Below are 12697 nucleotides of genomic sequence, written 5' to 3' on the forward strand. Positions count from 1 at the left end.
GCAAAAAATCATATTGATTTTTAATCATTCAATTTATAAAGCCTTAAGTAGTTTCTCTAATTATTAAATCTGGATGAATCAACAATTTCTGATATTCATCCCTACTATTATTCTGAATTCTATTAAATAATAATTTCATCGATTGTTCTGCCATTTTGAACTTTGGTAAAGCTACAGTAGTGAGTTTTGGTCTGGTATAAGAAGCTACACTATTATCATAACCAATAACTGCAACTTCATCTGGTATCTTAATTTTCTGATGATTTAAATAATCAATTACTCCAGAAGCCATTACGTCATTGTAAACAAAAATGGCATCTATTGCTCCATAATTTTCAATCAATTCTTCTGCTGCCTGATATCCATCTTCTCTGTCAAAATCTTTTTGAATTGAAACCAAATCTTCATCTAATTTTAAATTATTTTCTTTTAATGCTTTTTTGTAACCAGAATATCTAATTTCAGTAGTTTTACTTTCCTCCACCCCAATAAAGGCAATGCTAGATCTATTATTCTTAATTAAATATTCAACGGCTTTATAGCTTCCTTCCTGATCATCAATTAACACTGTATCAATATCATCTCTTTTCCGAGCTCCAGCCATACCCACCACAGGAATATTTGCTTCTAGAAGATTCTCAATAAAATTGCTGGTCATAATTTCCCAGGTTAAAGTTACTATCACTCCACTAACTCTATTTTCGATCAAATTATTTAAATATAAATCACTTCTTTCTATTTTAGAATGTGTATTACATAAATATACTCCATATTTTTCTTCGAAAGCAAAATTCTCAATGTAATGACCAATCTGCGAAAAAAATTGATTCCTAATTGTTGGAACTACATAGGCTATCATTGGATTTTCTTTTTTTGATAATGCCCTGGCAATTCTATTTGGCCGATAATTTAGTTCATTTACGGCAGTAATTACTTTTTTTGAAAGTCTTTCACTTACATTGACATCAGAATCTTTATTTATTACAGCAGAAACTGTTGCTACAGAAACCCCTGCTTTTTTTGCCACGTCTTTGATTGTAACCATAATAATCTATCTCCCCAATTATATTAATTATTAACTTTATAATAATTAAATTATATTTCTAACCGTTTAGAAGTTTGAATTTTTAAAAATCTAATCGGTTAGATTTTTAAATAAAAAATATATTTTTAATACTTATTATAAGTTTTTATAAACCAAATATTAATTCAAGCCTTAAATTAACTCTCTATAATCATTATTCAATACTCAGTCAAAAATTCCTGCAAGAAATTTCAGATTTTTTGCGGTTTTTTAATAAAAAAAAAGAAAAACCACCATTTAAGAGGTAGTTTTTCTAAAATTTATTTCTGGCTTTTTCGCTCATATTCACTTGGTGTCATTCCCTCTGAATCTTTAAATACCTTAAAAAAATAATTATAATTATTAAAACCAACCTGATTAACAATTTCCTTAATATTACTATCTCCAGCTTCAATTAATTGTTTAGCATTTTCTATTCTCAGTTGATTTAAGTAATCACTAAACCCCTGTCCACACTCTTCTTTAAATTTCCTACTCAAATATGAGTAACTAACTCCTATTTCAGAAGCAGCTCTGCTTAAAGTAATATCTTTATCATAATTTTTGTTCATATACAATAAGGTTTTATTTATAATATCAGAATAATTATTTTTATTTTTCAATTCAATAATCAAATTATTGTAAATTTCCTCAATCCAGATCTTAAATTCTTTTAGAGTATTGAATTCTTCTAATTTCTGGTATGGATTACCAGTGTTTTTAAAAATCTCTTCCTTCTTTAAATTTTTATCTTTAATTTTACTGTTCACTATATTAATTAAAGAAATAAAAGTCATTTTTACAACTGATAAACCTGGCTTAATTCGATAAATTTTATTAAATATGCTTTCCAATTCCAATTTTAAGGAGCTATAATCTTTTTGATCAATATATTTTTGCAAAGCTTTTTCTGTTTTAATGTCAAGATTAAATTGCTGATTATCAACTCTATTATTTTGATTTTGATAAATTATCATATCTTTACCCTGGTAAAATCTATCTCCCAGAAGTTCTAATATTTCTCGATAGTTTTCGCCTATTTTCAAAGGATCCTTTAGTATATTTCCAACAGCAAAACTGGCAGTAATATTCAAATAATTTTTTAAAGCTGTTTTTATTCTATTTAAAGCTGAAGCAATACTGTTATTAATTTTCAACTCACTATTATCTTTAAATGAAAATAAGAAGAGAAATTTTTTTTCATCTTTTAAAACCGCAAAAGATTTTCCATTTTCTCTAAGAATTTCATCTACCATATTTATAAAAGATCTTTTTAAGTTCATCAACTTTGATTCTGAATATTTCTCCTGCAAAACTTTATAATTATCAAACTGTCCAACTGTAATTACTATATTTTTTAATTCAAAATTTAAAGATAATAATTGTATCTGTCTTTTTAACTCATTTTTATTATTAAAATGACCTCTGATTAGTTTTTCAACAAAATTTTGAACTAAAATTTCTTTTTGATCCATAAAGAAACTTTCTTCAAAAATGTTACTATCTTCTTTTTGATCGCGTTTATTAATTTCTTTCTTTATTTTAGCTAAAACCTGACGTAAATTGTCCTGCCTTAATTCATGTTTTAAAATATAATCTTCTGCACCTGCTTTTAAACTTTGTTTAACATAATCAAATTCCTTATAACCACTGAGAGCAATAGTTTTAAGTTCGGGAAAATTATCTGAAACAAATTGAATAAGATCTGCTCCACTCTGACCCGGCATCTTCATATCAGTAATTAAGATATCAAAGCTTTGCTCAAACAACTTTTCTTTTGCAGCTTCTACGTTTTTAATCTGTTCAGAAATTTGAAAGCCTTCTTGATTCCAGTCAATTATATTTTTAAGATGAGTATAATCGAAAATATCATCTTCAACTATCAAAACTTTTAACATTTTAGATATCCTTTCTAAAATAAATTAATATATTTCTTAAGCTTAATCAATCTCAGGCAAAATAATTTTAACTGTAGTAAAATAGCCTTTTAAACTTTCAATTTCAATACCGTACTCACTACCAAAATAATTCTCTATTCTTTCTTTTACATTGTTAATTCCAATCCCAGAAAATTGATCTTTATTTTTTCTTTCCTTATTTAATAAACTATTAATTTCCGTTTCAGAAATACCGATACCATCGTCTGTAATTGTAAAAATAACTCTTTCTTTCTGGCTAAAACCCTTTATTTCTATTAAACCCTGCCCACTTTTTCCACTTATCCCATGGATAATAGAATTTTCTACAACCGGCTGCAGTAAAAATTTAGGGATCTTATAATTCAATAAATCTTTTTCAATCTCAAATTTTACATCAAACTTATTATGCAGTCTAAACTGCTGGATATTAAGATAACTTTTTAAATACTCTATCTCTTTATTTACAGTTATAAAATCTTCTTTATTATTCATGCTTAAATGCAGTAAATTAATAACAGAGGAAAGAAAATTCTCAAGATTATCGGCATTCTGCATATCAGCAAGTAAGCGGGCTGTATTTAAAATATTAGAAAGAAAATGCGGATTAATCTGAGCCTGTAATGCCTTGAATTCTAAATTGTTTTTTTGTTTTTCCTTTTCCTTGACATCCTCAAGCAGTTCCTTTAATTCAACTACCATATGATTAAAGTTATTGCTGGCCTCCGATAATTCATCCTGTGCCTGGTAATCCTCTATTTGAACCTCTAAATTACCATCTTCGACCTGATTCATCGCAGAAACCAGTTTGTTTAAAGGATCTGATATACTTTTTGTAAATAAATATGATAAAAAGATTGCTAACATAAAAATAATCAAACTAACTCCCATAATATCCTTTGCTATTTGACCGGTCTCACGATTTAAATATGAAAAAGGAATGGTACTTACAATAAACCAATCAGTATCCTTGATTGGTGAAAAAGCAACTAAATTTTTATCCTGATTAATATTTAACTCAAAGGTAGTATTTGTCTGTTTAGAATTTTCATTAATTTTATTAATCAAGTTAAATTCTGGATACTTTTCATTAAAAGCAATATCATTATTCCTTGTCGAAACAACTGTTCCAGCAGAATTAATTATAAAAATCTCAGTTCCTTCGCCCAGATCAATATTTCTATAAACATCAGAAAATAAATTTTCATTAACTCTAATAATAACAGAACCAAGCTGTGTTCCTTTATATAATTCTTTAATTGTCCTCCCGATAATTATTCCATAAGATTTCTCAGGTGTATTTTCGGGATACACTCTGCTTACCTGATGCAGCTCATCTCTAAAATCAACTGCCTTCCAGACTGGAGCTCCATCACTATTTTTTATCTCTGCAAGTAAATTATTTCTAAACTTATCTTTAAAAGTTAAAGTAAATCCTGTATCTCCATAAGCAATAATTTTATCTCCCTGATCAGTAAAGAGCTGAACATCAGAAATATATTCAGAAAAAGAAAATTTTCTCACCATATCGGCCCGCATTCTGTATCTAGCATCATATATTTCCCATTCACTCAGTTGTTCATAATTGCTGAGCGTGTTCTGTACCAGTTCTGAAAATGCTATCTCAATAGTCTGATATTCCATTCTGGTCAATTCTTCTTCAATATTTTTAGCAACCTGATTTACTACTTCAACTGAATATGTATTAATTTTATCGTGAATTGCCTGACTTGATTTCTGATAAGAATAAATACCGGTTACTAACATTGGGAAAAGAGATAGAACTAAAAACAAAACAATTAACCTATTTTGGATATGAGTTTTTCTGAGATAACTATAAATTTTCAATTTCATTTTGATGATTAAATTATTATCCATTTTTATCGCTGCTTTCTCTTTGCATTTAATAATATTATATCATTTTAAAACTGATTAAACAGCTTTTTAGCAAAAAAATTACTTTAAATAACAAAGAACTCTCAGCTGAGAGTTCTTTGTTATAAAGGAGGTCTTATTTTATCATTATTCATTTATACTTAAGCTTATAATTTTAATTATTCAACTGTAATTTCTGCTACAACACCTCTATCCCCCTCAATTTTATAACCTGGAATTCCAAAAACAGGGTTATTATTTTGATCCCAGAAAATTCTCTGTACTCTTGTATGGCGATTGGGATCATAAAGGGGATCACCGTTAATTTTTTTATATGATCTGGCATGATAAACTAGAATCTCATTTCCATTTTCATCAACTGTAAAAGAATTATGACCGGGACCAAATTGCTCAGTAAGTTTACTACTCTTAAAAATAGCTTTATCATATTTTGACCAGGAATCAGGATCTAAAAGATTACTGTCCTGATCAGCAGTTAAAAGACCAACAGAATAATTGGCATCTGTAGCACTTGCAGAATAAGTGATAAATATTTTATTTCCCTTCTTAATAACAGCTGCACCTTCATTTACATTAAAGCCTTTACGCTCCCAGCTGTAAATTGGCTCAGCTATCAGTCTTTGTTTTCCTTCTATTTGCCAGGGGGTTTTTAGTTTTGCAATATATAAATTCGAATCACCATATTTCTTCTGCGCCCAGACTAAATATCTCTGATTTTGATGAGTAAAACTAGTGGCATCAAGAGTAAATTCCTCAAAATTCATTTTAAGTTTACCTTTTTCCTTCCACTCACCCTGGAGTGGATTGGCTGAATCATTTTCTAGCACATATTGTCTAATTGCCCAGATCGCATCAGTTCTGGAAGCAGCAAAATAAATATACCATTTTCCATTTATAAAATGCAGTTCTGGAGCCCAGATATGCTTACTCATTTCTTTTTCCTGATGTTTCCACCAGATAACTTTTTCTTCAGCATCTTTTAATCCTGCAATAGTTTTTGAGCGGCGCAAAATTATTCGATCATATTCTGGATAAGAAGCAGTGAAATAATAATAGCCATCCTGATGTTTATAAATAAATGGATCAGCTCGTTGTTCAATTAAGGGATCCGGATAGTTTTGGATTTTTAATTTCCCCTTGATTTGGTAATTTCCTTTTTCCCGATAAATTAAATCAGCAGTCTCATCCCAAACAACAGGAAACTGAGCTGTAATTCCCTGCTGTAATTCGACTTTTAACTGACTGGGTAAAGTAATTTTTTCTCCTACTTTTACTTTAAGCTTAATTTTTTCCAGATCTTTAATTTTAAAATTCTCTTCCATAATTACCGGGTCAGATGCCAGAGCTGAACTATAAAAGACTAATAACATAGTTAATAATGCCAATCCTATTAGTATATTATTTTGAGACAAAGTTTTAATTTTTAGCTGCAATTTTGACTCTCCTTATTATCCTTTAACTCCTCCAACTGTTAAACCAGAAATAAATGAATTTTGTTTAAACATAAACAGAATTATTATTGGTACAACTGAAATTACTGCCCCGGAAAAAAGCATATCATAACTATTACCATATGGAGTAATTAAAGAAGCAAGACCAATTGGAAGAGTAAAGTTTTCATTTGAACGTAGAACTATTAGCGGCCAGACAAAAGCATTCCAGCTAAACATCGCCTGTAAAATGATCATTGCTCCATAAGCCGGTTTCATTAGAGGCATCATAATCTTGAAAAATATTGCAAATTCAGATGCACCATCAATTCTTGCTGCATCAATTAATTCTGTCGGCAGACCAACTGCAAACTGCCGGAAAAAGAAAACTGCAACTGGTGGGACAATAAAGGGCAATATTACCCCGGCATAACTGTCAATTATTTTTAAAGTTATAGATAGTTTATAGAGGGGTAATATTAAAATTTCAATTGGTACCATCATTAAAACTAATACCAGCACAAAGATTAAATTTTTCCCTTTAAACTCATAGACAGCCAGACCATAACCAACCCAGGAACTTAAAAACACTGCTACAGCTGTCTGAATTGTAGTAATTAATACACTATTTTTATACCAGTGAAGATAAATTCCACTTCTTTCTGTAAACAAAGTCTTATAGTTTTGCAAAGACATGATATCAAAATCTATGCTGGCACTGATTCCATTTTTAATAATCTGGTCTCCTGGTTTAAAGGATGAAATTAACATAAAGAAAAATGGTGCCAGAGCAAAAAAGGCAAAAAATGATAAAACTAAAATTATAGCTGTAATTTGAACTTTACTATTTGACATTACTGTTCCTCCTTTTTGAACAATCCAAATATATTGAGCTGAATAATATTAACTACTAATACAATCAATAACAGGGTAATACCAATTGCCGAAGCAAAACCCATATTGAAATTATTAAAACCGGTCTGATAAATATAAGAAACTATTGTCATTCCAATATCATTTGGAGTTGCTGTCTGCCAGTAAGCATAACTTTCTGCAAACATTTTGTAACCTCCAAAAACACTGATTGTTATTACATAAATAATTACCGGTTTTAAAGAAGGAATAGTAATATATTTGAATTTATCCCAGCTGTTTGCCCCATCAATATCTGCAGCTTCGTAAATTTCTTCGGGAATACTCTGCAGCCCTGATAAAAAATAAATTATATTTACTCCCAGCCAGCGCCAGACACATAAAACAACCAGAGCTATCATTGCCGGAATATAGTTTTGCAGCCAGGTAATAGGTTCTAAACCAAAAATACCAATAATTGAGTTAGCCAGAGTTGATGCCTGCTCACCAAAAGCGTATCTAAAAAACATACCTGCTACAATTACAGATGTTAAAGCTGGCATAAAAATTGATGATCTAAAAAAGTTAGTAAATTTTGTTTTATCACTATTTAAAAACACTGCCAAAATAATCGGCAAAGGAACTAAAATTAAAATTGTCCAGAAAGTATAATTGGTACTGGTTAACAATGCATTTTTATAATGTACGTTAAACAATTTTTTATAGTTTGCCAGTCCAATAAACTTTGCTTCCCCAAATCCAATCTCCTGAAAACTCATAATTACTGTTGAAATTATAGGATATAAATAAAATACTAAAAAGACCAAAATAAATGGTGAAACAAAAATATAGGGAGCAACTTTTTTCGAGTTAATGTATTTTTCATAAAAATTTTTAAATATCTGCATAGAAATTCTCCTTAATAAAAGACTAAAAGATCCAACTTAATCATTCAATTTTCTTAAGATTAGAGCCGAACCTTTTAGTCTATTTAATAATTTATTTTAATTAATTAACTACTGTCTTAACTCATCTGCAGCATCTTTTAAAGCTTCGGCAGGTGTTTGACTCTGCTCTTTAATGACTTTGAAAGATACATTCTTTTTCAGCAGATCAATTGCCTGTGGGTATTTTTCTGTAATCATAGTAGGATTAATTTCGTCTTTAATATCTAAAAGCATTCCAAAAATATCTTCATTCTGGAAGTATTCTGTATACTGATTAGGCTCTGACATAACTGGGTCATCCCAGACTTCCCATCTTACAGGATCAAAACCAAGATCAGTCCATAATTTGTGTGATGCCTGTACTGATAACTTTGCTTCAACCAGGAAGTTTTTAGCCAGTTCTTTTTTATCACTCTGAACTGTAACTACAGTACCTGTACCACCCATACCAGCAGATCTGTTTCCACCTTTATCCCAGACTGGTAGAGGTCTAATAGCCATTTTACCTTTTAGGTCAGGCATATACTGAACAAATCTTCCCATATACCAAAGTGGCATCATTAAGGAAGCTGCCCCTTCATCATTCATGAAAGCCCAGTACTCTTCTGAGTGGTGGAATCCACCAGGAGCTGGTACAGCTATTTCGGACTTGTGTACCATGTCATTAATAAATGTTAAAACTCTTTCGTTTTTGTCATTATCTAAAATAACACTGCCATCTTCTGCAAAAATATCAGAACCAATCTGACTGATCATTGGATACAGTGTCCAGTGTTCTGTAACCTCAACTGTAGTCATTGGTTTGTCAAGAGCTGATTTTACTTTTTTACCTGCTTCAACATAATCATCCCAGGTAACAATATTATCAATATCTACACCGGCAGCATCCATCATTTCCATATTATAATACATTACAGTGGCTCCAACATGGAAGGGAATTCCATAATATTTGCCATCTTTGGCATAGTTCTCAAACCTTGCTGTAATCATCTTATCCATAAGTGGATCAACTACATCATTAACAGGCACTAATTGTGGATTACTTCCCTTTAAATAATTAGCAAATTTACTGATTTCAATATCTGCAATATCTGGAGCACCAACACCCGACTGCAGAGCAATCAATAACTTATTATGCATTTGATCATAAGGATAAACTGTTGACTCTAAATTAATTTGATTATCGGGATTATTCTCATTCCAGAGTTCAACCTGTTTTTCAAAAAACTGCTGATGTAATTCCTGAAAAGTCCAGTAAGTAAGAGTTGTAGTCTCAGCCGCAGCAGAAAAAGTAAACATAAGCAGCATTGTTGAAACTAAAAAGATAAGCAAAGATTTTTTCATAATAATTATTCCTCCTATTTTTAATTTTATTAACTTAAGTTAATTTTAAGATAATTTAGATAAATAGTCACTACAATTTTTTTACTTTATACTACAATATTTTTAACTTTTTAGAATTTTAAATTAATCAATTCAATTATTTTGTTATTTAATCTATTTAAGTTGAATAATATTAACAGAATGAGGTTTTAATTCTAACTTTAAATTACCAGCAAATTCTCCCAAATCTTCCTCAATTATTTTGACCTCATTTTTATCAACATCATTATAAGAATCTTTATTTTCACCACTAATATAAAATAATTTAGCTTCCTTATAGTCAGCAGCAATAGATAGATCTAACAGCTGACCTTCCTGAGGGTCTTTATTTACAGCTGCTATAGCAATTCCCTCTTTATCAGACCATTTGGTAGCAAGTAAATCTAAACTTTCTACTTCAACTTCATTACCTTGTTTATCATTTATTGTCATCTGAGGGAGCTGATCAGTCCAGAGGTCAATAATTGTATCTCCAAGATAATTAACATATAAATCAAATACATGATAGGTAGTTCTTAAAACTATTCCTTGATCATAACTGTAGATACAGCCTCTTGTATTTAAAACTGGTGCAAAATTAGCCATACCAACAATGTCACAATTTCTATTCATTGCATTTAAAAAGCAGGCTGTAAAAACCGCATCTGCCATCGTGTACTGACTGTTATCATCATTTTTATCTCTTGGGTCCAGATAATCTTTTTTATCAACACCCTGTTCTATTGTGTGAACATTAGGATGATGCCAGCTTCTGAGGTTCCATTCATCAAAGGCAATTTTAATCTTTTTATCCAATTTCATTGCTTTTAGCAGTCCTCTAACTTCATCAACTGCATGCCCAACATCTTTAGTAAAAGCCATACACTGTTCATAAGTAGCCAGATCATTCTCTTCCGGCACCATGTCCCAGTATTCATGAATAGAAATCCAGTCCAGAAATTCACCACAATTTTTTAAAAGGTTAACGTTCCATTCCAGATCAGAAAGCGCTGCAGCAGAAAGCTCAGTCTCAGGATCAACATGTTTAATCATTTTGGCAGCTTCTCTAACAAGTTTTCCCCACTCGTCAGCTGATTTTGCCCCAATTTCCCAGTGACCATAATTTTCATTGCCAATACTCCAGTATTTAACCTTAAAGGGCTCTGGATTTCCATTTTCTATGCGCCATTTTGCATACTGACCTTCATTTTCTAGATTACAGTATTCTACCCAGTCACTCATTTCTTCTGCTGTTCCAGTTCCAGCATTTGTGCAGATATAAGGTTCACAGCCTATTTTTTCACACATTTTAATATATTCATCTGTTCCAAAAGTATTGGGATCTTCAACCCGCCAGGCTTTATCAAATAAAGGTTTTCTTTCCTTTCCAACTGCATCTTTCCAGTGGTAAGAAGAAACAAAACAGCCACCAGGCCACCTTAAAATGGGGATGTCTATTTTCTTTACTGCTTCGATAATGTCAGTTCGAAATCCATCCTCATCAGAAAGAGGTGATTCAGGATCATAAATTCCATTATAAATTTGCCTGTGAAAATGTTCTATAAAATGTCCATATATCTTTTTATCTCTTTTTCCAGATACCCTTTTCGGCTCAACATTAATTTCAACACCTAATTTATCTTTACTCATATATACCCCCTTTTAATTTTATTAACTTAAATTAATTTTAAAATAATTTAGATAGTTTGTATATCAATTTTTTTACCTATTACTACAATATTTTTAACTTTTTACGATCAGCTTTATTTAAATAAAAATAGTGCTGGAAAAATGAAGCTCCAGCACTTTTAAATAGTTAATCCATTTATTTATTATTTTCGGCTAATTTTACTTCCAGCTTCTCAATTGCATCTGATCCCCATTTGTCAAGCAGCCCTACCTGTCTTAAAAGAGTGGAGATGGTATAGCGAAAGCGAATTTCAAAACAGTGATTTACTGCCTTCTTTAGCCAATCTCGGTTTAAATTTTTAACGTCTTCCCTTTCAAAAAACCCAAAATCATCTAAGATGGTTTCTACACTTAAGAGATAATCTTTAAATTCCTTAATATTATCTTTTATTTCTTCTTCAGCTGATAATAAATCTTCTTTGGAAATCAGATCATGCTCCCAGCGCTGATCTAGGAGTTCTAAGATACCATCGGCTTTATCTAAATAAGCTTCTTTAATTTCTTTTTCCCGAGCTTTTCGATTATGAGTGATTTCAAACTGAGAAAAATCACTTTCTAATAATCTTAGATAATAATCACTGCTAATAAAAGATGCAGTTCCTACTTTAATACCGTGGGTTGGAACATGCTCCTTAAAAATGCCAGCATACATATCAAAAAAGTGAGAAATATGATGTTCTGTACCTGAAGCAGGACGGGAACTCCCAACCATCATCATAGAAATCCCGGAATAAATTAATCCCTTTGTTAAAATTTCTATTCCAGATTTTTTTCTGGCAATAATTTTATCTGAATTATTGATCAGATCATCTAAAACCTCTTCGACTAAATTAAAGGCCTCCTGACAGAAATATTCATCAAATAAAGCCACTCCTAGTTTCCATTCCAATAATGATGAAACTTTACCTAAAAGGTCTCCTAATCCTGATTGAATTAACTTCCAGGGAGCATCTTTTAAAATCTTTAAATCAGCTATGATTAACTCTGGAGGAGTGGTATTATATGTTTGTTTAACTCCATTAACTGTAATTGAAGATACTGAAGATGCATAACCATCCATTGAAGGAGCAGTGGCAAAAATAGAATACGGAAGCTTCATCTTATGAGCGGCATAGGCAGTAAGATCATTTATAGAACCAGATCCACAGGCCAGAACATAACCATCGTGCTCTATTCTTTCAATTATTTTAAATAAGGCAAATGGCTCCGGAACCAGATGGTCATCTTCTTTTTTTGCTTTCAGTAAAATTTCTTCTACTTCAAAATTAGCTTTTTTTAAATTATTTTTCAAGTTTTTCCCAGCTGCTTGTTTAGTGTTTTGATCAACAATTAAATATATTTTTTTCTGTTCAGTTATTTCTTGTAGAAGCGAAGCAGTTCTGGCAAGGGCATTTTCTTCAATAATTACATCTTTAATTGGAATCTGATGAACTCTACCACAGGTGCATTCTTTTTCTGAAATTTTTTTAATCTCCATTTTTAATTTGACCTCCTAATATTCAAAACATTTTTTAAGTCTTAAATTATCTTATTTTAATTATT

9 protein-coding genes are annotated in these 12697 nt (G+C 30.8%); all 9 read right to left on the bottom strand.

Annotated elements, in window-relative coordinates:
• Positions 1–43 precede the first annotated feature (43 nt).
• The 9 genes from DFR80_RS02510 to DFR80_RS02550 all read right to left on the bottom strand — a co-directional run bounded on the left by DFR80_RS02510 (position 44) and on the right by DFR80_RS02550 (position 12632).
• Entirely contained in the window at positions 44–1045 is a 1002-nt protein-coding gene (locus DFR80_RS02510) for a LacI family DNA-binding transcriptional regulator (RefSeq protein ID WP_114489127.1), read from the bottom strand.
• A gap of 299 nt (positions 1046–1344) precedes the next feature.
• Positions 1345–2961: a helix-turn-helix domain-containing protein gene (locus DFR80_RS02515; protein ID WP_114489128.1), complete on the bottom strand. Its 1617-nt coding sequence runs from the start codon at positions 2959–2961 to the stop codon at positions 1345–1347.
• A 42-nt stretch (positions 2962–3003) separates the two neighbouring features.
• Positions 3004–4857 carry a sensor histidine kinase gene (locus DFR80_RS02520; protein WP_114489129.1) on the bottom strand — a complete coding sequence of 618 codons (1854 nt, stop codon included), beginning with the start codon at positions 4855–4857 and terminating at the stop codon, positions 3004–3006.
• A gap of 176 nt (positions 4858–5033) precedes the next feature.
• On the bottom strand, positions 5034–6308 hold the full coding sequence (locus DFR80_RS02525; RefSeq protein ID WP_199505759.1) for a family 43 glycosylhydrolase: 1275 nt from the start codon (positions 6306–6308) through the stop codon (positions 5034–5036).
• Between the two features lie 15 nt (positions 6309–6323).
• Positions 6324–7160, bottom strand: coding sequence for a carbohydrate ABC transporter permease (locus tag DFR80_RS02530; RefSeq protein ID WP_076545520.1), 837 nt, complete (start codon positions 7158–7160; stop codon positions 6324–6326).
• Entirely contained in the window at positions 7160–8065 is a 906-nt protein-coding gene (locus DFR80_RS02535; protein ID WP_076545519.1) for a carbohydrate ABC transporter permease, read from the bottom strand. Before DFR80_RS02535 ends, DFR80_RS02530 begins: the two co-directional genes overlap by 1 nt.
• Positions 8066–8173: 108 nt before the next feature.
• Positions 8174–9448 carry an ABC transporter substrate-binding protein gene (locus DFR80_RS02540; protein ID WP_076545518.1) on the bottom strand — a complete coding sequence of 425 codons (1275 nt, stop codon included), beginning with the start codon at positions 9446–9448 and terminating at the stop codon, positions 8174–8176.
• 153 nt (positions 9449–9601) lie between these two features.
• Positions 9602–11116 carry an alpha-L-arabinofuranosidase C-terminal domain-containing protein gene (locus DFR80_RS02545; RefSeq protein WP_114489130.1) on the bottom strand — a complete coding sequence of 505 codons (1515 nt, stop codon included), beginning with the start codon at positions 11114–11116 and terminating at the stop codon, positions 9602–9604.
• A gap of 175 nt (positions 11117–11291) precedes the next feature.
• On the bottom strand, positions 11292–12632 hold the full coding sequence (locus DFR80_RS02550) for a sn-glycerol-1-phosphate dehydrogenase (protein ID WP_114489131.1): 1341 nt from the start codon (positions 12630–12632) through the stop codon (positions 11292–11294).
• Positions 12633–12697: the final 65 nt, after the last annotated feature.

It is taken from the genome of Halanaerobium sp. ST460_2HS_T2 (assembly GCF_003337665.1).
Lineage (GTDB): Bacteria > Bacillota > Halanaerobiia > Halanaerobiales > Halanaerobiaceae > Halanaerobium > Halanaerobium kushneri.

Excerpts from the sequence above, each read along its gene's own strand:
- DFR80_RS02510 (WP_114489127.1), bottom strand. The coding sequence starts at position 1,045 with ATGGTTACAATCAAAGACGTGGCAAAAAAAGCAGGGGTTTCTGTAGCA.
- DFR80_RS02515 (WP_114489128.1), bottom strand. The coding sequence starts at position 2,961 with ATGTTAAAAGTTTTGATAGTTGAAGATGATATTTTCGATTATACTCAT.
- DFR80_RS02520 (WP_114489129.1), bottom strand. The coding sequence starts at position 4,857 with ATGGATAATAATTTAATCATCAAAATGAAATTGAAAATTTATAGTTAT.
- DFR80_RS02530 (WP_076545520.1), bottom strand. The coding sequence starts at position 7,160 with ATGTCAAATAGTAAAGTTCAAATTACAGCTATAATTTTAGTTTTATCA.
- DFR80_RS02535 (WP_076545519.1), bottom strand. The coding sequence starts at position 8,065 with ATGCAGATATTTAAAAATTTTTATGAAAAATACATTAACTCGAAAAAA.
- DFR80_RS02540 (WP_076545518.1), bottom strand. The coding sequence starts at position 9,448 with ATGAAAAAATCTTTGCTTATCTTTTTAGTTTCAACAATGCTGCTTATG.
- DFR80_RS02545 (WP_114489130.1), bottom strand. The coding sequence starts at position 11,116 with ATGAGTAAAGATAAATTAGGTGTTGAAATTAATGTTGAGCCGAAAAGG.
- DFR80_RS02550 (WP_114489131.1), bottom strand. The coding sequence starts at position 12,632 with ATGGAGATTAAAAAAATTTCAGAAAAAGAATGCACCTGTGGTAGAGTT.